Origin of the sequence: Janthinobacterium svalbardense, from assembly GCF_002327145.1 — a bacterium.
GTDB lineage: Bacteria > Pseudomonadota > Gammaproteobacteria > Burkholderiales > Burkholderiaceae_D > Janthinobacterium > Janthinobacterium tructae.
The window spans coordinates 658,248-681,317 of the sequence record NZ_CP023422.1 but is presented as its reverse complement, the minus strand read 5'-3'; the positions used below and the strand labels follow the sequence as shown (position 1 = coordinate 681,317).

General features: G+C 62.4%; 15 protein-coding genes. 5 read left to right on the top strand and 10 right to left on the bottom strand.

Annotated features, from left to right (window positions below):
* Positions 1-9 precede the first annotated feature (9 nt).
* Positions 10-408, top strand: a complete 399-nt coding sequence (locus CNX70_RS02950) for a dihydroneopterin aldolase (protein WP_071079803.1) — start codon at positions 10-12, stop codon at positions 406-408.
* A 5-nt stretch (positions 409-413) separates the two neighbouring features.
* Positions 414-1,376, top strand: coding sequence for a tRNA 2-thiocytidine(32) synthetase TtcA (ttcA, locus tag CNX70_RS02945; RefSeq protein WP_425269246.1), 963 nt, complete (start codon positions 414-416; stop codon positions 1,374-1,376).
* Between the two features lie 49 nt (positions 1,377-1,425).
* On the opposite strand, the gene CNX70_RS02940 is transcribed toward ttcA, so the two are convergent.
* The gene (locus tag CNX70_RS02940; protein WP_096233355.1) at positions 1,426-3,111 is read right to left on the bottom strand and encodes a methyl-accepting chemotaxis protein; all 1,686 of its coding nucleotides are present in this window, start codon (positions 3,109-3,111) and stop codon (positions 1,426-1,428) included.
* A 196-nt stretch (positions 3,112-3,307) separates the two neighbouring features.
* Here CNX70_RS02940 and CNX70_RS02935 point away from each other — a divergent pair, with 196 nt between their 5' ends.
* Together CNX70_RS02935 and pepF are read left to right on the top strand one after the other, a co-directional pair.
* A complete protein-coding gene (locus tag CNX70_RS02935; RefSeq protein ID WP_096233353.1) occupies positions 3,308-4,636 on the top strand; it encodes an amidohydrolase in 1,329 nt (442 codons plus the stop codon).
* Between the two features lie 148 nt (positions 4,637-4,784).
* Entirely contained in the window at positions 4,785-6,665 is a 1,881-nt protein-coding gene (gene pepF, locus CNX70_RS02930) for an oligoendopeptidase F (protein ID WP_157750886.1), read from the top strand.
* A gap of 21 nt (positions 6,666-6,686) precedes the next feature.
* Here the strand turns inward: pepF and kefC are convergent, their stop codons facing one another.
* The 8 genes from kefC to hppD all read right to left on the bottom strand — a co-directional run bounded on the left by kefC (position 6,687) and on the right by hppD (position 21,701).
* Entirely contained in the window at positions 6,687-8,510 is a 1,824-nt protein-coding gene (gene kefC, locus CNX70_RS02925; RefSeq protein WP_096233349.1) for a glutathione-regulated potassium-efflux system protein KefC, read from the bottom strand.
* 62 nt (positions 8,511-8,572) lie between these two features.
* On the bottom strand, positions 8,573-9,145 hold the full coding sequence (locus tag CNX70_RS02920) for a dual specificity protein phosphatase family protein (protein WP_244199018.1): 573 nt from the start codon (positions 9,143-9,145) through the stop codon (positions 8,573-8,575).
* Positions 9,146-9,155: 10 nt separating this feature from the next.
* Positions 9,156-10,310, bottom strand: a complete 1,155-nt coding sequence (locus CNX70_RS02915; RefSeq protein WP_096233347.1) for an MGDG synthase family glycosyltransferase — start codon at positions 10,308-10,310, stop codon at positions 9,156-9,158.
* On the bottom strand, positions 10,307-12,118 hold the full coding sequence (locus tag CNX70_RS02910; RefSeq protein ID WP_096233345.1) for a M14 family metallopeptidase: 1,812 nt from the start codon (positions 12,116-12,118) through the stop codon (positions 10,307-10,309). The genes CNX70_RS02915 and CNX70_RS02910 overlap by 4 nt, the downstream gene beginning before the upstream one ends.
* Positions 12,119-12,243: 125 nt before the next feature.
* Complete coding sequence (locus CNX70_RS02905; RefSeq protein ID WP_096233343.1) at positions 12,244-14,967, bottom strand: TonB-dependent receptor plug domain-containing protein; 2,724 nt, start codon at positions 14,965-14,967, stop codon at positions 12,244-12,246.
* A gap of 163 nt (positions 14,968-15,130) precedes the next feature.
* Positions 15,131-16,654, bottom strand: coding sequence for a S41 family peptidase (locus CNX70_RS02900; RefSeq protein WP_096233341.1), 1,524 nt, complete (start codon positions 16,652-16,654; stop codon positions 15,131-15,133).
* Positions 16,655-16,780: 126 nt separating this feature from the next.
* Positions 16,781-20,377: an indolepyruvate ferredoxin oxidoreductase family protein gene (locus tag CNX70_RS02895; RefSeq protein ID WP_096233339.1), complete on the bottom strand. Its 3,597-nt coding sequence runs from the start codon at positions 20,375-20,377 to the stop codon at positions 16,781-16,783.
* 196 nt (positions 20,378-20,573) lie between these two features.
* Positions 20,574-21,701, bottom strand: a complete 1,128-nt coding sequence (gene hppD, locus CNX70_RS02890) for a 4-hydroxyphenylpyruvate dioxygenase (RefSeq protein ID WP_071079812.1) — start codon at positions 21,699-21,701, stop codon at positions 20,574-20,576.
* Between the two features lie 125 nt (positions 21,702-21,826).
* On the opposite strand from hppD, the gene CNX70_RS02885 reads away from it, so the two are divergent.
* Positions 21,827-22,351, top strand: a complete 525-nt coding sequence (locus tag CNX70_RS02885) for an Lrp/AsnC family transcriptional regulator (RefSeq protein WP_070220829.1) — start codon at positions 21,827-21,829, stop codon at positions 22,349-22,351.
* On the opposite strand, the gene CNX70_RS02880 is transcribed toward CNX70_RS02885, so the two are convergent.
* Positions 22,343-23,056: a GNAT family N-acetyltransferase gene (locus tag CNX70_RS02880; RefSeq protein WP_096233337.1), complete on the bottom strand. Its 714-nt coding sequence runs from the start codon at positions 23,054-23,056 to the stop codon at positions 22,343-22,345. The genes CNX70_RS02885 and CNX70_RS02880 overlap by 9 nt on opposite strands.
* Positions 23,057-23,070 lie beyond the last annotated feature (14 nt).

Sequence of the window (23,070 nt, the reverse complement as noted above, 5' to 3'; positions counted from 1 at the left end):
GGTAAAACTATGTCGTCCGCCCTGTCCCACCCTCGCCTGGCCGATTGCCGCCGCCTGTTCCTGCGTAATTACGAAATCCTCATCAACATCGGCGTCTACGACTTCGAGAAAAAGGGCGAGCAGCGCGTCCTCATCAACGTCGACCTGTACATTCCCCTGGCCCTGTCGACGCCCAAGGATGACCAGCTGGAAGAAGTGGTCGACTACGACTTCATGCGCGAAACCATCGCCAAGCGCATGGCGCAAGGCCACGTGCAGCTGCAGGAAAGCCTGGTCGACGACGTGCTCGCCGCCATGCTGGCGCACCCGCGCGTGCGCGCCGCGCGCGTGTCGAGCATGAAACCGGACGTGTATCCCGACTGCGAAGGCGTGGGCGTGGAAGTATTCAAGATCAAGGATGAAGCATGAACAATATGAGCAATAGCGCAGTGATGGAACCGACGACCACGGCCGTGGAATTCCCGGCCAATGTGGAAGCGCAGAAACTGGCACGCAAGAAGGCGGAAAAGATCGCCCTGGAAAACAACAAGCTGCACAAGCGCTTGTGCCGCCTGGTGGGGCAAGCCATCGGCGACTTCAATATGATCGAAGACGGCGACAAGGTAATGGTGTGCCTGTCCGGCGGCAAGGATAGCTACGCGCTGCTGGACATCCTGATGACCTTGCGCGAACGCGCGCCCATCCATTTTGATATCGTCGCCGTCAACCTGGACCAGAAGCAGCCGAATTTTCCGCCGGAAATCTTGCCCGCCTATCTGACGGAACTGGGCGTGGCTTTCCACATCGAAAATCAGGATACCTACAGCATCGTCAAGCGCCTGATCCCGGAAGGCAAGACCACCTGCTCGCTGTGCTCGCGCCTGCGCCGCGGCATCCTGTACCGCGTGGCCGATGAGCTGGGCGCCAACAAGATCGCCTTGGGCCACCATCGCGATGACATCCTGGAAACGTTCTTCCTGAATATGTTCTTTGGTGGAAAACTGAAAGGCATGCCAGCCAAGCTGCAATCGGACGACGGCAAACACATCGTCATCCGCCCGATGGCGTACGTGAAGGAAGAAGATACGCTGCGCTACGCGGAAGTCAAGGGCTTCCCCATCATCCCATGCGATCTGTGCGGTTCGCAGGAAAACCTGCAGCGCAAGCAGATCAAGGGCTTGATGCGCGAATGGGACAAGAAATTCCCCGGCCGCGTGGAAAGCATCTTCTCGGCGCTGTCGAACGTGGCGCCGTCGCACCTGATGGACCCGAAACTGTTCGGCTTCAAGGATTTGAAGGCCGATGGCGTGGCCAGTCCCATGGGCGACATCGCGTTTGACGAAGAACCGTGTTCGACACCGACCACGTTCGGCACCATCCCGCTGCAGCAAGGCTGATGCTGACGCACGGCGCCATCATGGCGATGGCGCCGCCGTCCGTTCCAACTTAAAACTCTTCCCAGTCGTCGCCGGCCAGCGCTTTCGGCTGCGCCTTGACGGCGATGCTGCGCGCGGCAACACGCGGCGCTGGCGCAGGGCGCGCGACTGCCGGCCGTGGCGCAGGGCGGCGCAGCAAGCCTGGCTGTTCGCGCAACTTGAATACACTGACCACTTGCGCCAGGCCGTGCGCCTGCTCTTGCAGCGAACCGGCCGCTGCCGCCGCCTCTTCCACCAGCGCCGCATTCTGCTGCGTCACCTGGTCCATCTGGGTAATCGCCTGGTTGACTTGCCCGATGCCGTGCGTCTGCTCTTGGCTGGCACTGGAAATCTCGCCGATGATGTCGGTCACGCGCTTGACGCTGGAGACCACTTCATCCATCGTCGCGCCGGCCTGGTCGACGAGCCTGGCGCCCACGCCCACCTTGCTGACGGAATCGTCGATCAAGGCCTTGATTTCCTTGGCCGCCTGGCTTGACCTCTGCGCCAGGTTGCGCACTTCGGACGCCACCACCGCAAAGCCGCGCCCCTGCTCGCCGGCCCGCGCCGCTTCCACCGCCGCATTGAGCGCCAGGATATTCGTCTGGAAGGCGATGCCGTCGATCACGCTGATGATGTCGACGATCTTGCGCGACGACTCGTTGATCGAGCCCATGGTCGCCACCACTTCCGCCACTACCGAGCCGCCGCGGCTGGCGATGCCGGCCGCCGTGATCGCCAACTGGTTGGCCTGGCGCGCATTGTCAGCATTCTGCTTGACGGTGCTGGTCAGTTCTTCCATCGACGAGGCCGTTTCTTCCAGCGAACCGGCCTGCTGTTCCGTGCGCGATGACAGGTCCAGGTTGCCGGCGGCGATTTCCGACGATGCCGTGGCGATGCTGTCCGTGCCGCTGCGCACCTGGCTGACGATGCCAACCAGGTTGTTGTTCATATTGCCCAAGGCCGTCAGCAGCGCCCCCATTTCATCCTTCGCCGTCGTGGCGACGGTCTGCGTCAGATCGCCGGCAGCCACCGTTTCGGCCAGCGCCAGCGCCTGGCGCAGCGGACGCGTAATGCCCGTCGTCAGCAGCCACGAACACAACACGCCGAACGCTACCGCAAATAGGGTCAGCAGGCTGATAACGGTGGTGTCATGCACGGCAGACGCATCGATCTGCTTGGCCGTCGCATCGATGCTTTCGCGCTGCATGGTCACCAGTTCCTGCAGCAGGTCCTGATAAACCTGGGCGGCAGGCGTGAACGCGCCGTCGAGGATTTTCGCCGCGCCTTCCACGTCGCCATCGGCCTTGGCCTTGACGGCGCCGTCGCGCGAGGCGCTGTACACCTTGCGCTGTTCGAGGATCTTGGCAAACAGGGCTTTTTCCTTGTCGCCCGCGACCAGCGGCTCGATCTGCTTGAGCAATTCGGCCGCCTTCTTCACCGACGCGGCCGAGTCCTCCTTGAAATACGGTCCCAGCGCCGGGTCGCTGCTCTTGACGATGGCGGCCGTGCGGCGGATCGAGGCAAAGTTCAAACCATACCAGTCGGTAATCAGGCGTTCTTTGGTCAGCGGTTCGGCCATCATGGCGCGCGTGGACGTCGCCACTTCATTCAGGCGCCACACGCCCACAGTAGCGATCAGAACGGTCATTGCCAGGATCAGGACAAAGCCGATGCTCAGGCGCTTGCCGATCTTGATATTTGCGATAAAGCCCATGGTGTCTTTTCTCTAAAATCTTACGTTGAAGATATTTATAATTCCTTACAGAATTATTTATATTGCAGATTATACATTATTGAAATATATGTAGCTGGTTTATTGATTTTGAGAAATGTTTCTGTTAATTTAAAAGTCTCCTCAGCAACTACAGGCGTGTTGCGCGTCTCCGCACGCCTGCTTCTCAAAGAAACCCATGAAATTTTCCACATTGCATCTGAAACAAATCACCCTCGCCGCCGCCCTCGCCTGTGCCGGTAGCGCCCACGGCGCGGCTCTGCCGCCGGCCATCGCGGCGCAACTGAACGCCAACTATCCCGCTGTCGAAAACCTGTACCTGGACCTGCACCGCCACCCGGAGCTGGCGTTCCAGGAAGTCGAAACGGCAAAAAAACTGGCCGAGAAGGTCAAGGCGCTCGGTTTTGACGTGACCACCGGCGTTGGCGGTACGGGCGTCGTCGCCATCCTGCGCAACGGCCCAGGCCCCGTCGTCATGCTGCGCACGGAAATCGACGCCCTGCCCGTGCTGGAAAAAACCGGCCTGCCGTTTGCCAGCAGCGCGGTGGCGAAAAACGCGGCCGGCGAAAGCGTGCCCGTGATGCATGCCTGCGGCCACGACGTGCACATGTCGGCCTGGTATGGCAGCGCCAAGCTGATGGCCGACAACCGCCAGCACTGGAGCGGCACCTTGATGCTGGTGGGCCAACCGGCCGAGGAGCCGCTGCTGGGCGCGGCCGCCATGCTGAAGGATGGCTTGTTTACGCGCTTCCCGAAACCGGACTACGCCCTGTCCTTCCACGATGAAGCCACGCTGCCATCGGGCACGGTCGGCTACCACGCCGGCTACTTCCGCGCCGCCGCCGACACCATCAGCATCACCGTGTATGGCCAGGGTGGCCACGGCGCCGCACCGCACGACACGCGCGACCCCGTGGTGATGGCCGCGCGCATCGTGCTGGCACTGCAAACGCTGGTCTCGCGTGAAAACAATCCGATGGACCCCGTCGTCATCACCGTGGGCAGCATCCATGGCGGCACCCAGGCCAACATCGTGCCCGACCAGGTCACCATGCAGCTGACGGTGCGCACCTTCAAGGATGCCGTGCGCAAGCGCGTGCTGGCCAGTATCGCGCGCGAAGTCAAGGGCGAGGCGTTTGCCGCCGGCGCGCCGAAAGAGCCGCTGGTGGAGATTCGTCCCGGCACGGATGCCGTCTACAACGACCCGGAGCTGACCCTGCGCATGGTGTCGACTTTGCAAAAATCGCTGGGCGCGGCCAACGTGACGGAAATGCCGGCCAAGATGACGTCGGAAGACTTCGCCAATTACGGTCAGGCCGGCGTAAAAGCCGTGCTGCTGCATATCGGCGCGGTGGAACCAGGCAAGCTGGCGGCCGCCAAGGCCAGCGGCAAACCGCTGGCAGGCCCCCACTCGCCGCAATGGGCGCCCGAGTACCAGCCAACCATCAAGGCGGCGATCACGGCGGAAACGTCGATCCTGCTCGATTTGCTGGGCAAAAAGCAGTAATCGCGTAGTGCGCGGGGATGCTGGCCTTCCCCGCTCCCTCGCCCGCCTCCCGAAGTGCTTTCCTTCGTCCCCCTGCTGCGCTAAGCTCGGAGTCTGCCACCACGCCCGTGCTGGCATCCCTTGCAACCAGACCATGAACGGACACTGTATGCCGACGACCGCGCTCAAACGCCCCGTACTGACCCTGCTGGCCCTCAGCTTTGCCCTCTCCACCGCCTTCGCCGCCCCCGCACCCGCCGACCGGCAGGCCGACCGCTGGGACCTGACGGCGCTGTATCAAAACGACGCCGCCTTCGACGCCGACGCGAAAAAGCTGTCGTCCCAGCTGCAGCAACTGGGCGCCTGCAAGGGGCAATTGACAGCCTCGCCGGCCCGCCTGAAAAGCTGCCTGGAGCTGGTCGCCGATGCGCGCAAGCGCGTCAACATGCTCACCACCTACGCGGCGCAGTACTATGACCAGGATACGGGCGACAGCAAGGGTAACCAGCTGAACCAGCGCGCCGCCCTGCTGGGCAACGAGTTCACCCAGGCGACGACCTTTTTGCAGCCGGAAATCCTCGCCCTGGGCAGCAAGCGCATCGATGCCATGCTGGCCAAGGACCAGGGTTTGCAGCTGTACCGTTTTCAATTGAGTAACATGCTGCGCAGCGCGCCTCACACGCTCGACGCGGCCGGCGAACAGCTGGTGGCGCAGTTCGGCCTGGCGACAAGCTCGGCCGCGAGCGTCTACCGCACCCTGGCCAATGCGGAAATCCCATGGCCGACCGTGAAACTGTCGGACGGTACGCAAGTGCGGCTCGACCAGGCGGCGTACACCAAATACCGGGGCGACGACCGGCGCGCCGACCGCAAGCTGGTGTTCGACGCCTTTTTCGGCAAGTGGAAGGAATATGAACGCACGTTCGGCGAAACCCTGTACGGCCAGCTCAAAACAGATGCCGCGTACGCGAAAGTGCGCCATTACACCGATTCGCAAAGCGCCGCGCTGGACGCCGACCATTTGCCGCCGGCCGTCTACCAGACCCTGATCGCGCAAACCAACGCCAACCTGCCCACCTTGCACCGCTACTTCAAGCTGCGCGCGCGCATGCTGGGCGTCAAGGACCTGGCGTACTACGACGTCTATGCGCCGCTGCTGAAAAGCGAGCGCACGTTCCCGCTGGCCGAGGGCAAGCAGATGATGCTCGACTCAGTCGCGCCGCTGGGCCCCGACTACGTCAAGGCGCTCACCGCCGCCGTGGAAGCGCGCTGGATGGATGTGTACCCGCGTCCGCGCAAGGTGGCGGGCGCCTACATGAATGGCGACGCGTATGACGTGCATCCGTTTGTGCTGCTCAACTACACGGACAATTACGAAGCCGTCAGCACCCTGACGCACGAATGGGGCCACGCCATGCACTCGGTGCTGGCCAACAAGGCGCAGCCATCGATCTATGCGCCGTACAGCATCTTTGTGGCAGAAATCGCCTCGACGACGAACGAAGCGCTGCTGCTCGACGCGCGCCTGAAACAGGCCAAGGATGACGAGGAGCGCCTGCTGTACCTGGGCGCGGCGCTGGAAAACCTGCGCGGCACCTTCTTCCGCCAGGCCATGTTCGCTGAATTCGAAGCAGCCATCCACGGCAAGGTGGATCAAGGAGAATCGCTGACGGGCGAGCAGATGACGGCCATCTATGCCGGCATCCTCAAGCGTTACCACGGCGAAGCGCAGGGCGTCATGAGCATCGATCCCGCCTACGCGCTGGAATGGGCGTATGTGCCGCATTTCTATCACGGCTTCTATGTGTTCCAGTACGCCACCTCGATCGCCGCAGCGCAGGATTTCGCGCAGCGCATCCTCGACAAGGAACCGGGCGCCCTGGCCGCCTACCTGAAAATGCTCAGCGCGGGAGGCTCGGCCTACCCGTATGAGCTGGTGAAGGCGGCCGGCGTCGACCTGGCCTCGCCGAAACCGTACCAGGCGCTGGTGGCGCGCATGAACGGCATCATGGACCAGATCGAGGCGATTGAAAGCCGCCGGGGGAAGTAACCCTGAAAGCAAAGGCTGGGGTCAGACCCGAGGGTCTGACCCCGGTTCTTCCACCTTCTCTGCCGCAAACGCCGCCGCATCGCTCTCGAACATGTCTTCCAGCTCTTCGCGCGCCTGGCGCGTGAGGGACATGACTTTTTGCTGGTCCTGGAAGTGCGGCGCCACTTCCAGCAGGGTCTTGAGGTTATGCGCACGGAAGATGCCGGCCGCGCGCTGCGCCCGTTCCGCGCTGTAGCCCACCTGCTGCAAGGTCTGCTCGCCCAGCAGCAAGGCCGCGGCAAAGGTCTCGCGCTCGATGATGGTCACGCCGCGCTTCATCAACTCATAGTAATGCGTGACGTTGCGCGCGCGCGCCAGGATCGTCAGTTCGGGCAGGCGCAGGCGCACGGCGTCGACCAAGGCCAGGCTGTCGTCCACGTTGTCGATGGCGATCACCAGCGCCTTCGCCTTTTCGATACCGGCCGCCACCAGCAGGTCCACGCGCGTGGCGTCGCCATAAAACACTTTAAAGCCGAACTTGCGCAGCAGCTCGATCTGGTCCGGGTCGTGGTCGAGCACCGTCACGCCGATTTTATTGGCCGCCAGCAGGCGGCCAATGATCTGGCCGAAGCGGCCAAAGCCGGCGATGACGATAGGGTTATCCTGCGCCTCGATATGGTCGTCGGGACGGCGCTTCTTGTCGCCTTGCAGGCGTGGCGCGACGAACTTGTCGTGCGCCAGCAGCAGCAAGGGCGTGGCCACCATCGACAGGGTCACCACCACGACCAGCAGCGCGGCCGTCTGCGGCGCAAACACGTGCGCGGCCTCGGCGGCGGCAAACACGACGAAGGCGAATTCGCCGCCCTGCGACAGCAGCAGCGCAAAGAACAGCTGCTGGCCGCGGGGAATGTCGACAAACTTCGACAATGCATACAGCAAGGCGATCTTGACCGCCAGCAGACCCGCCACCAGGGCCAGGATCAGCAAGGGCTGGGCGTGCAGCACACCAAAATCGACGGACATGCCCACGGCGATGAAAAACAGGCCCAGCAACAAGCCCTTGAACGGCTCCAGGTCGGAAATGAGCTCATGGCGGTATTCGGAATCGGCCAGCAGCACGCCCGCCATGAAGGTGCCCAGCGCCATCGACAGGCCCACCGATTCCATCAGCACGCAAATGGCGATCACCAGCAGCAGGGCGAAGGCCGTGAAGATTTCGCGCAAGTCCGTTTTGGCGATGAAGCGCAGGATGGGGTTGACGAGAAAGCGCCCGCCGATCACCAGCGCCGCCAGCACGGCGGCCAGCTTGGCCACACGCAGCCAACCCGGTTCGCCACTGTGCGTGACCAGCCCGCCCAGCAGCGGCACCAGCGCGATCATGGGAATGGCGGCGATATCCTGAAACAGCAAAATGGAAAAGCCGGCGGAACCGGCCGGCGTGCTCATCAATTTTCGTTCGCCCAGGGTGGCCAGCACGATGGCCGTCGACGACAGCGACAGCCCCAGCGCGGCCACCAGCGCCGTGCGCCAGTCCACGCCAAAGGCCATGGCCACGGCGCACAGCCCCGCGCTGACGACGCCCACCTGTGCCCCGCCCCAGCCGAAAATGGGACGGCGCAGCAGCCACAATCGTTTGGGTTCGAGCTCCAGGCCGATCAGGAACAACAGCAGCACCACGCCGAATTCGGAAAAGCTGAGGATCACCTCGACATTCTTGATCAGGCCCAGGCCCCAGGGACCGATGACGACGCCAGCCACCAGGTAGCCCAGCACGGCGCCCATGCCCAGGCGCTTGGCCAGCGGCACCATGATGATGGCCGCCACCAGGTAAAACAGTATGTTGATGAGAAAGCTGTGGTGTTCCATGCGGATTCCGGAAAAACGTGATTGGAATCGCAATCATGCCTGAAGTGGCGCGCCGGCGGGGGTCAAGGCTGCGGAGAGTCGATGCGCGCGCGCAGTTCGTCGAGATTCACGCGCGACAGATAGCGTTCGATGTTTTTCCACACGGCGTGGTAGCCGTAACCGCCATTTTTCAGCTCATCGATCGCCTTCTCGCGCGGCCAGCCCTGGTACAGCATGCGGTACATGGCGGCCATCATGCCCGTGCGGTCGGCGCCGTGCAGGCAGTGCAGCAGCACGGGCCCATCCTGCCCGGCGGCGCGGATGGCACGCATGGTCGCTATCACATGCCGGTCGCCGATGGCCCAGGTATTGATGGGAATGCGGATGGCGCGGATGCCGCTGCCATCGAGCACCTGCGTATCGGAGTGGAAGGAGCGCAGGCTGATCACCGTCTTCACACCCAGCGCCTGCAACTGGGCCACATCGGCACTATCGAGCCTGGCGCTGCGGTACAGGCCCGGCGTGACCTGGTGCAGGTTCGACACCTGCGGCAACGGCGTCGCCCAGTCCGGATGGCGTGGCGGCGATGATTGTGCCCCGGCCGGCGCGGCGGCCAGCCCCAGGGCGAGGGTCAGTAGTACTGCATGCAACATCATGGCTTCCTTGTTATTCAAGAGCGGCGCCAGCGCGTAGCACCTGCGCCAGCACGTCGGCGGCGGCGCGCGGGCGGCCCAGGGCCAGGGCTTTCGCGCGCATGGCTTGCAACTGCTGCGGATGGTCGAGCAACAGGCGCACGCGGTATTCCAGGGTCACGGCATCGAATGCCTTCAGGGCCACGCCCTGCTCCAGCAGATAGTCGGCGTTGCGCTCTTCCTGGCCGGGAATCGGCGCGTTGACGATCATGGGCAAGCCCAGCGCCAGGCATTCGGAAGTGGTCAGGCCGCCCGGCTTGGTGATCACCAGGTCGGCGCACGCCATCAACCGCTCCACTTCACCGGTAAAGCCCTGCGCCAGCAGGCGGCCCGGATACTGGCCGGCCAGTGCCTGCAGCGCCGCCAGCGCGGCGGCGTTTTTCCCCGCCAGCACGATCAGCTGGAAATCGCCTGGCAACGCCAGCAGGCGCGCGGCGACCGTTTCAAGGCTGCCCAATCCTGCTCCGCCGCCCATCAGCAGAAGCGTCGTGCGCTGTGGATCGAGACCGAACGCCTGCGCGCACTGCACGCGCTCGGGCACCTGCGCAAACGCGGGCATGATGGGGATGCCCGTCACGTGGATGCGCTCGGCGGGGATGCCTTCGTGGCGCATGCGGAACGCCACCTCGTCGGTGGCAGCAAAATAGCCGTGCATTCGTTCGTGCACCCACATGCGGTGCAAATCGAAGTCGGTGACCTGTACCCATACGGGGCAGGTCAGCTGTTCCTGGCGCAGCGCGCGCGACAGCAGTTCGGCCGGCAAGAAATGCGTGCAGATGATGGCGTCGGGCTGGAAGGCGGCGATCTGCGCCATCAGGGCACGCGTGTTGAGGCGTTCGATGCCACGGCGCAAACGCTGCATCGAGCTGTCGCGCGGCGCGTCGTGGCTGGCGTGATACAGATAGCCCCACAGCGCGGGCGCCTTGTTGACCAGCTTGATGTAAAAATCCGTGTACAGCTTGCGGAATGCGGGCGTGACGAAATCCATCACATCGAGGTGGCTGGCGATGGCGGCACTCCCCTCGCCGTCATCCTGCGTGGCATACGCCTCGATGGCTTGCGCCGCGCGCAGGTGGCCAGCGCCGGCCGAGACGCTCAACAGGAGAATTTTTTTCTGCTTTTTGCTCATAATGGGCCTTGTCTATCCATGAAACTGACGGGCGCCACGTCGACGCGCATGACCGGGTACTGGTTCAAGCGCTCATCCCACGAGGCGTGGCGGCGGGCGAAAAACTCCAGGCGCGCATGCGCATTCTTGGCAAACTCGGGTTCGTCGACCAGCTTCTGCCGGAACTGCGCCGCCAGTGCCGGGTCGGCCGCCAGTTGCGCGCGCGCCACATCCTCGGCCACATAGTCCTCCATGTATTCCTTGCGCTCGAACGCCGTGTTGAAGCTGCCCCAGGCCAGCAGCGAGTCCGGCGCGCGCGGCTCGAGCAGCGCCATCACCAGGCGCGCCTTCGGCTGGTTGACGGGCACGTACAGCACGCAGCTATCGACCAGCCGCACTTCCCGCTGCCATTCGCCCTGTACCGCCAGCGTCTGGTGTCCTTCGAACGACTGCGCGCCGAACTTCACTTGCGTGGCGCGGAAGATTTCCACATTCTGCCGGGATAAGAAGCCGGTCATTTCATTGTAGGCGATACCGTGCTGGCGCAACTTGGCGCCCACCATCTTCGCCTGCGCGCATGGCACCAGGTAGCCGGCCTTCGGCGCGGTCACCTGCAGGTCGGGCACGATCTCGTCGCGCAGCGGCACGTTCCAGATTTGCGGCGTCTTGTCGTCATAGCGCGTCATCAGCGCGCCTGACACTTCGGACGGCGTGCGCGTATAGGCATAGCCGCGAAATGCGATCATGCGGCTTTTCTCCGTGGTTTTATACGTGAGCGGCAAGGTGCTGCCGGCCATCTGCGCGGCGCGCGCGTCCGCCTCGAGCGCCGTTTGCCGCCACTGCGCTCCATGCTGGGCCACTTGCGATAGCAGCGAGACGATGGTGTTGCGCGTGATGCGCACGCGGGTCGCGTAGTCCTTCCACGAATGGGTTTCCACCAGCACGCCGAAACGGTTACGCAACAGGAAATAGCCGTGCGAAAAGCGCGGGTTCGGCGTCGAATCGACAAAACCCGACTGCGGATTGTCTTCTTCGGCAAACGACATGTAGAACGGCTTCGGATCGGAACCCTGCTTTGCCAGGTCGGCCAGCACGCCGTCGCGCAGCGCCGTTCCCGCCGCGCGCAAGGCCGCATCGCCCGCCTGCACGGGTTCGACCTGGATCGAGATATCGGGTTCGAACTGCGCGCCGTCCGTCACGTGCAGGTCGACATACGCCAGCGGATCCCAGGCATTGACCAGCGCCAGCATGTGCTGCATCTCGGGCGAGTCGGCCTTCATGTAGTCGCGGTTCAGATTGTAGTTTTGCGCCGTGCTGCGCCAGCCCATTTCCACGGGACCGCGCTGGTTCGGCCGGTTCCACTGGCCGAAGCGCTCATGGCCGTCGACATTGAAGACCGGCACGAACAGCACCACCTGCTTGTCCAGCACGCCGGCGGCCGCCTTGCCTTCCAGGACTTGGCGCAGGGCCAGGAAGCCCGCATCCTTGCCGTCGATCTCGCCCGCATGGATGCCGCCCTGCACCAGCAGCACGGGTATCTTGCGCAGCCTGGCCACGTCCGGCGTCAGCGCGCCCGTGTTGGAAACGGCCAGCGCCAGCATCGGGCGGTCTTCCGGCGTGCGGCCAAATTCAAAGCAGCGCACCTGTTTCGGGTGGTGGACCTCGAAGCGGTGGCACAAGGCTTCCACTTCCTCGTAGCGGCCCGTACTCTTGAAACCTGAGTACTCGGCCGCCGTTTTCAGGGAAAACAGCCGCATATCGCGCGCGGCATGCGCGTTGACGGCAAACAGGGACAACATGGCGGCGGACAGCAGGGCGTGGCGTAGCATGGGTCAAACTCCATCGAGAGAGGACAAGCGGGCAATTATAGAGTGGCGGTCAGGTAAAAACGCCGTGGCAAATAAAAAAGCCGGAACAGCGTCAGCTGCTCCGGCCTTGCTCTCGCAAGCGTGAATTATGAGCCAAAGTGGTAGTTGAATTCTACCCAACCCTGGCGTCCTTGCGGGCTATAGCTGCCCACCGGATAGTACGGCCAGCCGCCACTGTCGTCGCGCTTGATCTTGTCGAACACGTTGTTGACGATCAGCGACAAGGTGGCGCGGTCGTTGATGCGGTACACGGTACTGATGTTGGCCAGCGCCGTCGGCGTCAGGTAGCCGGTACCGCCGCCGTTCGGGATCTTGCTATAGCGGCTGACCAGCAAGGTGTTCGACCAGTCGCCCGCAGCCCAGTTGACGCTCAGGTTCAGCTTGTCACGCCAATCCGAATTGTTCAGCGATTTGAGCTCGTCGATCTCTTCGTCGCCGGCAAATTGCTGCGATTTATTGCTCAGCACCTTGGCGTAATTGGCCTTGAAGGCAAAGCGGCCATAGTCCGCCGTGCGCAGCAAATACTTGACGCTGATGTCGATACCGCTGCTGCTCTGCTTGGCCGCGTTGATCGGATTGACGGTGATGGTCTTGATCTCGCCGGCGCGGTTCAGGGCATTGGCCGCGAAACGCTCGACGCGGCCCAGGGTATCGGCGCAGGTAGGCGAATTGATGTCGAGCTTGCCCAGGCGGCAATCGGCTTCGTCGCGCAGGATCCTGTCGGCACTCAGGTTCGTCACCAGGTCGTCGATCTTGATGTTCCAGTAATCGACGGAAACGTCGAAATTCGAACTTGGCGACCAGACGGCGCCCACGCCGAACGACTTGCCCTTTTCCGACTGCAGATCCTTGCTGCCGTTCTGCACATAGTCGGCGCCAGGTGATTTATTCGCGTAGTCGCAATCCTCGATGGCCTGTCCGGCAGCGCCGCAGCGGTAGTAATCAGTGGTGCTCGAGTAGTAACCGGTGCCGCGCGCCTTGTAGATATAGTTCATGTCCGGCGCGCGGAAGCTGGTGGCGTAGTTGGCACGGAACAGCAGCTCCGGCGCGGGACGCAGTTCCAGGCCGCCGTTGTAGGTGAACTTGCCATCGCTGCGGCCGGCAAAGCTGTAGCGGTCATAACGGCCAGCCAGGGTACCTGTCAGCTTTTCATGCAGCGGCAGGTTCACTTCCGCGCCCAGCGCATAACGCGTGCGCGTGCCGGCCGTGATATCGGACTTGGTGGCGACGTTGAAGTAACCGTCGTTCAGGCGCGCATCGGGAACATTGCTGAAGCCCTGCTTGCCCACTTCGGCGATGGTGGCGATCTTTGCCACGCCAGCGGGCAGCTGGAACAGGTCGCCATTCGTGGCCAGGCTCAGGGTATTCGTCCAGGCCTTGTCGTCGCTGTCGGAATTGCCCGTGATGCTGTCAAATTCGGCCGCCGTCACGCGGCGCGACAGGCGGGCCGGATCCGGTGCGTAGATCGGCACGCCGGCAGCGTCGGTGCCCAGTTTCGGCCCCAGGAAGAAGCTGTCGATATTGGCCAGCGCGCGCGGCGTGTGGCTTTCGCTCTTGTACACCGAGGCGTTGTAGTTCGCTTCATACTGCCAGGATGACGTGCCGGGAATGCGGCCCTTGGCGCCCAGCGAGATGGCGGTGGCCAGGTCGTCCCACTTGCGGTTGTAGCGCTCCACGCCGCCCATTTCCTCGGGCGAGATATAGCGCGTCCACGCTTCGTATTTGTTCGTGTTCTGGTTACGGAAATAGCTGCTGCCCGTCGACGACGACGTCCATGTCGGTCCGCGCGTATTGTTCTCGGTCGAGTTTTTGCCGATCAGGAAATCGGCGAACAGGGTCGTTTCCGGCGACAGCTCATAGTTGGCGCTGCCGAACACGTTCTGGCTGCGGTTCTTGGTTTGCGTGGTCCAGTAAGTGGGGCCCACTTTCGGGCTGGCGCAATAGCTGCCGTTCTTCGCCTGGTACTTGACGACGCTACCGCCGAACAGGTCGCCGAACTGGTTGCAGGTGTCGCCCAGGTCCACATACGTGCCGGAGGTGCCCGCCTGGACCACGCGGCGCGACGCGATATTCGTCGGCGTGCCCGAGCGGGTGGCCATGAAGTCGCGCTGCAGGCTCGACAGCGGATCGCGCTGGCTCAGCTCAACGCTGAACAGCGTATGCAGCTTGTCGAAATTGCCGCCGCCCGTCAGCTGCACGCGCTGGTTGCCGGCGCCGCCGCGCGTGGTGCCGCCCGCCTTGACGTTGATATCGAAACCTTCCGTCTGCTTTTTCAGGATGACGTTGACCACGCCGGCGATCGCGTCCGAGCCATAGATGGCCGAGGCGCCGCCGTTGAGTATCTCGATACGGTCGACAATGCTCGACGGGATATTCGCCAGGTTGGTGAAGTTGACCGTGCCTTCATAGGCGACGGGGAAGTCGGCCAGGCGGCGGCCATTGAGCAGAATCAAGGTGTGGTTCGGGCCCAGGCCGCGCAGGCTGATGGTATTGGCCGACGGCGTGAACGTGTTGCCGAAGTCCTCGCCTTGCGTAAAGCCGCTGTTCTGTACCTGATTGGTCAGCGCATCGAAGACGTTTTTGTACCCTTGCTTGGTGATTTCATCGCCCGTCAGGATGGTGACGGACGATGGTCCCTCCAGACTGGCGCGGGGAATGCGCGAACCGGTGACCACGACGGCTGGCGGGGTGGCCGCCGGCTGCTTGTCCGCTGCGGGCGCTTGCGTTTGCGCGTGCGCCTGCCATGCGGAGCCGCCCAGGATGGCCAGTACGGCGATGGTGAGTGGTGGCAACTTGAATTGTATAGGCATCTTTGGGCTTCTCAAGGTTAGGGAGAAGGCGAAAGATATCAAGATGCCAGCAATTACAAAACGAATGGATTCATCTTTCCATATATCAAAATTGTTATATGGAAAGATTCATGAGCAGGAAAACGCCATGCGCCATGGCGAGGCCATGGCAGAAGCAGACGCTTTAACGGCGAATGACGGCAATTTCCTTGTAGGCCGGGCGCAGCAGCCGCGTCGCCGTGTCGGCCGGACTCTGCATCGAACTCAACAGCCTGGTCGCGCCTGTGGCCGGCGTGCAGCTGCCACTGCTGCGGTAGCGCAGCGCCGCCGCCAGCATGCCTTCCGCCGCGTCGCCCAGCTGGTGCTGATAATCATCCGTCACGTCGCAGGTCGGCGCCATGCCGTCGGCAAAGTCGCCAAAGCCCTTGGCGTTGACGCCCTGGAACTGCACCGCGAAATAGGTGGTGCCGCAATTCGGTGCAGGGTAAAAACCGTAGGGCTTGCCGCACGTCGTGCCGCCGATCAGGTTGACTTGCACATTCACGCCGCGCAAGCCGTTGATGATGGCTTCGCTGGCCGAGCAGGTATTGCCCGTCGTCAGCAAGGTCACCCGCGTCAGCCCCAGCGAGGGCAATGGCGTGCCCTGGGGGAGGGGATTCGGGCCGGGAAAGCCCTGGCTTTGCGCATGGAATGGCACGGGCGCTTTCGGCCGGGTCTTGTCATTGAAGAGCACCTGCTCGAAGGTCTTGCCGGTGGTGACTTGCGGGCCGGCAATCATGTAAGCGAGTTCGCTGGCGACATCCAGATAGCCGCCGCCGTTGTAGCGCACGTCGAGCACCAGGTCGCTGATGCCGGCCGCCTGGAAGCGGCGCATGCTCTCGACCAGCTGGCGCTCGGCGACATTATTGTGGGTGTTGAAGGTCAGATAACCCACCTTGCCCGTGGGCGTGTCGATGATGCGCTCGTTCTGCACGGCGCTGGTGCTGACCTCGACCGCCTGCAGGGTGGCGTTTCGCACCGTTCCGTCACGGCTGAAACTGAGCACATGCGTGCCTTGGGCCTCAGGGAACAGGCCCGCGTTGATGATCTTCACGCTGGCCGCGTCCGCGGCATTGACGAAATCGACGCCATCGATGCTTTGCAGCAGGTCGCCCCGCTGCAAGCCCGCCAGGGCCGCCGGCGAACCTGGTTCGACGATCGAGATCACGGCCTTGCGCGGTGGCGTGTTACGCGTCTGCGCCAGCAGCATGCCGTAGCCCAGTTCGATGCCATTCTGCGCATTTTCCCACTCTGCCGTTGGATACGTGAAATGGAACTGGTCCTTGGGCTTGCCGGACGCCGTCGTGGCCGTTGTTTTCAGCACGTCAAAATACGCGATGGGCGTGGTGAAGCTTTGCGGCTGGTACGAGGTCGGCACTTCGCGGTACCACAGATACGTTTCATCGATCCAGCTGCGCACCCACGTCAGTTCATCGAGCAGGGTGCCCGGCTTGTCGATGCTGCTGCCGCTGCGCGGCGCCTCACAGCGGTTCGCCACCGTGGATGCAGCGACCAGCGCCGCAGGATCCGTCGGCGTGACGGGCGGCACAACGGCCGCGGTGTCGCTGCCGCCACCTCCGCCGCCGCAGGCACTCAACAGCAACGCAATGGAAAGGACGACAGGACGAGCAAGGGGCACAGGCAAAGAAGAAAAGCGCAGGGAACGCATGACAAACTTTCCGAAAAGAAATTATCGAAAAATTATAATATGTTTTGCAAGCAGTCGTTGTTTTCTTTGACACAATGGCGCCCGCAGGCGCCATTGTGTCAGCGTCATACTCACACCATCACACCATCACGCCACGCTGGCCGCCACGGGCGCTGCCACGACGGGCGGCAGCGGCGTCGGCGCGTTGAAGGCGATCAGCAAACTGGCTTCCTTCTCTTTCGCCGCCTTCAAATGACGTTCCTTCACGTGACCATAGCCGCGGATGTCTTCCGGGATGCTGGCAATGGCCACGGCTTGCGCCAGCTTGGCCGTCGTCAGTTTCGGCAGCAAGCCGCCCACCGTCGCGCGGTATTCAAGAATCAGCGCGCGCTCCGTCTTGCGCTCTGCCGTATGGCCGAACACGTCGAAGGCCGTGCCGCGCAAGCCCTTCAACTTGGCCAGCACGCCGAAGGCCTTCAGCATCCACGGGCCATATTCCTTCTTGATCAAATGGCCCTGGGCATCCGTTTTTGCCATGATCGGTGGCGCCAGGTGGAACTTGAGCTTGATGTCGCCCTCGAACATGGCGGCGATCTTCGCCTGGAAGGCGCCGTCCGTGTACAGGCGCGCCACTTCATACTCGTCCTTGTAAGCCATCAGCTTGTAGAAATAGCGGGCCACGGCTTCCGTCAGGCGCAGATGCGGGCCATTCAGGGCGCTTTCGGCCGCGCGTACCTGGCTGATGAAGTCCAGGTACTGCTGCGCATAGGCGCGATCCTGGTAGGCCGTCAGCAAGGCGACTCTTTTTTCGATGATGTCGTCGAGCGTGTCGATGCGCTTGAATTCCACCACCTTGGCGGGGGTTGTCATGCGCACCAAGCCGGCCGTATCGTGGGCGCCGGCGCGGCCCCAGTTGAAGGCGGCCTTGTTGAACGCCACCGAGACGTTGTTCAGGTCGATGGCCGTCATGATCGACGCCTCGGTGAGCGGCACTTTGCCCTTTTGCCAGGCATAACCGAGCATGAACATGTTCGTCGCGATGGAGTCGCCCATCAGCGCCGTGGCGATCTGGCCCGCGTCGATGAAATCGACATGATCCGTACCGCAGGCCTTTTCGATTTCCATGCGCGCGGAAGCACCGGGGAATTGCCAGTCCGGGTTTTTCACAAACGCGGCCGTCGACGAGCTGGTCGAGTTGATCATGGCCCAACTGCGGCCTTCTCCCATGCGCGACAGGGCATCGCGGCTGGCCGTGACGATCAAATCGCAGCCGATCACGAGGTCGGCCGCACCGGTGCCGACGCGCGTCGAGTGAATGTCTTGCTGGCGGTCCGCCAGGCGCACATGCGACATCACGGGGCCGCCCTTTTGCGCCAGGCCGCTCATGTCGAGCACGGAACAGCCCTTGCCTTCCACGTGCGCCGCCATGGCCAGGATCTGGCCCACGGTGACCACGCCCGTGCCGCCGATGCCGGTGACCAGGATGCCGAACGGCTCCGCCGTCGAGGGAATCGTCGGTGTCGGCAAGGCCGGCGCGGCCGGCGCATCCTTGTCGGCGGCAGCGGCTTTTTTCGGCTTTTTCAGGCCGCCGCCTTCCACCGTCACGAAGCTGGGGCAGAAACCCGTCGTGCACGAGAAATCCTTGTTGCAGGATGACTGGTTGATCTGGCGCTTGCGCCCCAATTCCGTTTCCAGCGGTTCCACCGACAGGCAGTTCGATTGCACGGAGCAGTCGCCGCAGCCTTCGCAGACGGCTTCGTTGATGACGGCGCGCTTGGCCGGGTCCGGGTATTCATTGCGTTTCCGGCGGCGGCGTTTTTCCGAAGCACAGGTCTGGTCGTAGATCATGGCCGACACGCCCGGCATGTCGCGCAGTTCGCGCTGCACGTCCATCAGTTCCGAACGGTGGCGCACGGTGACGCCTTCGGCCCAGGCGTAATCGGACGGGTATTTTTCCGGCTCATCGGTGACGACGATGATGGGACCGACGCCTTCGGCGGCGATCTGGCGCGAAATGATCGCCGGAGATAATGGCCCGTCGAATTCCTGGCCGCCCGTCATGGCCACCGCATCGTTGAACAGAATTTTGTAGGTGATATTCACCTTGGCCGAGACGGCGGCGCGGATGGCCAGGATGCCCGAGTGGAAATACGTACCGTCACCGAGGTTGGTAAACACGTGCTTTTCATTCGTGAACGGCGCTTGCCCCACCCACGTGACGCCTTCGGCGCCCATGTGGGTAAATGTCGACGTTTCGCGGTCCATCCACAGCACCATATAGTGGCAGCCGATGCCGGCCAGCGCACGCGAGCCTTCCGGCACCTTGGTCGAGGTATTGTGCGGGCAGCCGGAGCAGAAGAACGGCGTGCGGTCCTTTTGCGGATCGGGTTTCGCGCTGATGGCCTTGAGGACGTTTTCCTTCGCTTCCAGGTAGGCGATGCGCTCCTTCACGCGCTGCTCGACGGGGTGACCGGCGTAATAGCGCGAGATGCGGCTGGCGATCGCGCGCGCGATCATGGCCGGGTTCAGTTCATACGTGGCCGGCAGCAGCCAGTCGCCGTGTCCCGTGCCCTTCTGGTTGCTCCACTCGCCCGTGTCGTCGAACTTGCCGACCACGCGCGGACGCTCGCCATCCTTCAGGTTATACAGTTCTTCCTTCAGCGCGTATTCGAGGATTTGGCGCTTTTCTTCCACCACCAGGATCTCGTCGAGACCCTTGGCAAATTCGTGCACGCCGTCCGCTTCCAGCGGCCAGGTCATGCCGATCTTGTACAGGCGGATGCCGATGTCGGACGCCGTCTGCTCGTCGATACCGAGATCCGCCAGCGCCTGGCGCGTGTCCAGGTAGGATTTGCCGGCCGTGATGATGCCGATGCGCGCCTTCGGGCTGTCCCAGATGATCTTATTGAGCTTGTTGGCACGCGCATACGCCAGCGCCGCATACCATTTGTAGCTGTTCATGCGCACTTCTTGTTCCAGCACCGTGTCGGGCCAGCGGATGTTCAGGCCACCGGCCGGCAGTTCGAAATCGGTCGGCAGCACGATCTGCACGCGGTCCGGGTCGAAATCGACGGCGGCGCCCGACTCGATGATGTCGGTCACGCATTTCATCGACACCCACAAGCCCGTGTAGCGGCTCATGGCCCAGGCGTGCAAGCCGTAGTCGATGTATTCCTGTACCGACGACGGGTACAGTACGGGGATGCCGCAAGCGTTCAGGATGTGGTCGGACTGGTGCGCAGTGGACGAGGATTTCGCCGCATGGTCGTCGCCAGCCAGCACCAGCACGCCGCCATGCTTGGCGGAACCGGCGTTATTCGCGTGTTTGAATACGTCGCCGCAGCGGTCGACGCCGGGGCCCTTGCCGTACCACATGCCGAAGACGCCGTCGTATTTCGCGTCTTCGAACAGATTCGTTTGCTGCGTGCCCCAGACGGCCGTGGCGGCCAGATCTTCGTTCAGGCCCGGGTGGAATTTGACGTGGTGTTCATCGAGGTATTTCTTGGCCTTGATCGCCGTCATGTCGACCGACGTCACGGGCGAGCCGCGGTAGCCGGTGATGTAGCCGGCCGTATTCAGGCCAGCTTTCAGGTCACGCTCGCGCTGCAGCATGGGCAGGCGGATCAGCGCTTGCGTGCCCGTCATGAAGGCGCGGCCACGTTCGAGCGTGTATTTGTCGTTCAGGGAAATCTCGGACGCGTGCGCGCCCGGCTCAAGACTCGAGCCCTTGATTGGTGCATTCATTACTTGTCTCCATTATTCTCTGTGCTACGCGTGCAAAGTCGGTTGAACTCACACGTACCGGCTGGGCTTTGTGAGCATGCCGGTGCGGAAAAATGACTTGTTTGTCGTAGACTACCACAGGAATGCGCGCAGTTCTTTTGCTGCACTGCACTCCCGGGCGGGCACTTCTTTTACTACTTTTTGTTACAGCAGCGATTTATGCTGCGTTCGTATCTTTCAGCACGCCGCGCTTGATCTGGTCCAGCTCGATCGATTCGAACAGCGCGCGGAAATTGCCTTCGCCGAAGCCCTGGTCGCCCTTGCGCTGGATGATCTCGAAGAAGATTGGGCCGATTACCGTCTGCGTGAAGATTTGCAGCAGCAGTTCGCGTTCCGTTTCCGTGCTGTGACCATCGATCAGGATGCGCAGGCGGCGCAGTTCTTCCAGCTGCTCGCCGTGGTTCGGCAGGCGGCGGTTGACCAGTTCATAGTACGTTTCAATCGTATCCTGGAAATCGATACCCGTGTCGCGCATGCCTTGCACGGAAGCATAGATATTGTCCGTGCCCAGCGCGATGTGCTGGATGCCTTCGCCATGGTACTGGTCCAGGTATTCGGCGATCTGCGACTTGTCGTCCGACGATTCATTGATCGGGATGCGGATCTTGCCGCAGGGCGAAGTCATGGCCTTCGACTTGAGGCCCGTCAGCTTGCCTTCGATGTCGAAATAGCGCACTTCGCGGAAATTGAACAGGCTTTCATAGAAGCTCGCCCATTCCTTCATGCGGCCACGGTGCACATTGTGCGTCAGGTGGTCGATATACGTCAGGCCATGGCCGACGGGGTTGGCGACGGCGCCAGGAATGGCGACGAAATCGACGTCATAGATGCTGATGTCGCCGATGCCGCCCGGTGCGGCAGCGCCTTCCTTGTCGGCGCCCTTGCCGCGCCAGCGGTCGACGAAGTACAGCAGGGAATCGCCCACGCCCTTGATGGCGGGGATATTCAGCTCCATCGGACCCGTTTTATTGTCGAAACCCCAGGCACCCAGTTCCAGCGCGCGGCGGTACACAAAGGCCGCATCGTCGACGCGGATGGCGATGGCGCACACGGACGGGCCGTGGTGGCGGGCAAAACGCTGCGCGAACGAATCTTGTTCGGCATTGATGATGAAATTGATGTCGCCCTGGCGATACAGGGTCACATCCTTGTGGCGGTGGCGCGCGATGGCCGTGAAGCCCATGTTCTCGAACAGCTTGCCCAATGCTTTTGGGTCTGGTGCTGCATACTCGACGAACTCGAAACCATCGGTACCCATCGGGTTATCCCAAGGCTGAAATTGCATGATGTCTCCTCCAAGAAGTAGCGCACAGTATAGGCGTGGGTCACGGGCATTAAATGCCAAAGATCTCCCGAACAATCATGATTTGCGCAATAATATTGCGTGAAACGAGAACCACCGGAGGGAGCATGAGCAAAATTACGCTGGATAAAACGGACCGCAAGATCCTTGCCGTCCTGCAGGCCGATGGCCGCCTGTCGAATCAGGACGTGGCCGAACAGGTCAGCCTGTCGCCGTCGCCATGCTTGCGCCGCGTCAAACGACTGGAAGAAGCGGGCGTCATCCGCCAGTACGTGGCCCTGCTGGACCCGGAAAAGATCGGCCTGGGCTTGCTCGCCTATGTGAATGTGCGGCTGGAAAAGCACAGCGACGCCACCGCGCACAGCACGGCGCGCGTGCTGGCGCCCAACCTGGTGACGAATACCTCGCCGCGCGCCGACTTCGCCGTGGCCGTGGCGCATTGGCCGGAAGTGGTGGCCTGCTATGCGATGACGGGCGAAATGGATTATCTATTACGCGTGCACGTGGAAGACATGGAGCACTTTTCGCGCTTCATGATGGCCACCCTGTTGCGCCACCCGGCCGTGCTGGACGTCAAATCGAGCTTCGCCTTGCAGCGCATCAAGGATACGACGGCCCTGCCCTTACTGTGACGGCGGTGACGGTGGCTCGGGCTTCTTCTTGCGCCCCGGCAAGCGATCCCACAGTTTGAATGCGGCGCGCGCGTTCGCCTTGAGCGTGTAGTCGAACATGGCAAACTGCTCCTGCACGGCTTCCTGCAGCATGCTGGTCGGGTTCGGCGGCAATAGTTTCAAATAAGCATCAGCTTCGCCATAGTCGCGCTGGATTTCCATGCCCGCCTTCTTGGCGATATGCATCATCGTCTTGTTGGACGACAAACAATGCATGTACAGGGTATCGACATCGTTGTTGCGGCAGTGAATCGCCGCCCGCTCGAACAGTTTCGACCCGACGCCCATGCCGCGCATGGATTTCGACACGGACACGCCAAACTCGGCCACCTGCTCCTTGTCCGTGACGACACTTTTCGCCGGCGACTTGTCCTTCGGCGCGAACGCCAGATGCCCCACGCCCACCAGCTTGAACAGGCTGTTGTAGACGCCATAAATCATGTCGCGCGAAAAATCCATCTTCTGCACGTACTGGGCGACCAGTTCATCGGGCAAGGTGCTGCCGAAGCGCAGCAAACGGTCGCTTTTCTCCAGCGACAGAAAATGCTTCATCATGCGGCGCCGGTCGCGCTCATGCAACTGCTTGACGAGCACGCTCGGGCGCCCGCCGCCGCTACGGCTGAGCCAGCGGCGAAACGGATTTTGAAACAGCTTGGGTAAGGTCACGACGACTCCTGGGG

What these genes read in the sequence shown, in the direction of transcription:
- CNX70_RS02885 (WP_070220829.1), top strand. Translation starts at nt 21,827, where the DNA reads ATGAGCAAAATTACGCTGGATAAAACGGACCGCAAGATCCTTGCCGTC.
- CNX70_RS02920 (WP_244199018.1), bottom strand. Translation starts at nt 9,145, where the DNA reads ATGATGTTGCATGCAGTACTACTGACCCTCGCCCTGGGGCTGGCCGCC.
- CNX70_RS02910 (WP_096233345.1), bottom strand. Translation starts at nt 12,118, where the DNA reads ATGCTACGCCACGCCCTGCTGTCCGCCGCCATGTTGTCCCTGTTTGCC.
- CNX70_RS02915 (WP_096233347.1), bottom strand. Translation starts at nt 10,310, where the DNA reads ATGAGCAAAAAGCAGAAAAAAATTCTCCTGTTGAGCGTCTCGGCCGGC.
- kefC (WP_096233349.1), bottom strand. Translation starts at nt 8,510, where the DNA reads ATGGAACACCACAGCTTTCTCATCAACATACTGTTTTACCTGGTGGCG.
- CNX70_RS02935 (WP_096233353.1), top strand. Translation starts at nt 3,308, where the DNA reads ATGAAATTTTCCACATTGCATCTGAAACAAATCACCCTCGCCGCCGCC.
- CNX70_RS02940 (WP_096233355.1), bottom strand. Translation starts at nt 3,111, where the DNA reads ATGGGCTTTATCGCAAATATCAAGATCGGCAAGCGCCTGAGCATCGGC.
- CNX70_RS02950 (WP_071079803.1), top strand. Translation starts at nt 10, where the DNA reads ATGTCGTCCGCCCTGTCCCACCCTCGCCTGGCCGATTGCCGCCGCCTG.
- pepF (WP_157750886.1), top strand. Translation starts at nt 4,785, where the DNA reads ATGCCGACGACCGCGCTCAAACGCCCCGTACTGACCCTGCTGGCCCTC.
- ttcA (WP_425269246.1), top strand. Translation starts at nt 414, where the DNA reads ATGAGCAATAGCGCAGTGATGGAACCGACGACCACGGCCGTGGAATTC.
- CNX70_RS02900 (WP_096233341.1), bottom strand. Translation starts at nt 16,654, where the DNA reads ATGCGTTCCCTGCGCTTTTCTTCTTTGCCTGTGCCCCTTGCTCGTCCT.
- hppD (WP_071079812.1), bottom strand. Translation starts at nt 21,701, where the DNA reads ATGCAATTTCAGCCTTGGGATAACCCGATGGGTACCGATGGTTTCGAG.
- CNX70_RS02895 (WP_096233339.1), bottom strand. Translation starts at nt 20,377, where the DNA reads ATGAATGCACCAATCAAGGGCTCGAGTCTTGAGCCGGGCGCGCACGCG.
- CNX70_RS02905 (WP_096233343.1), bottom strand. Translation starts at nt 14,967, where the DNA reads ATGCCTATACAATTCAAGTTGCCACCACTCACCATCGCCGTACTGGCC.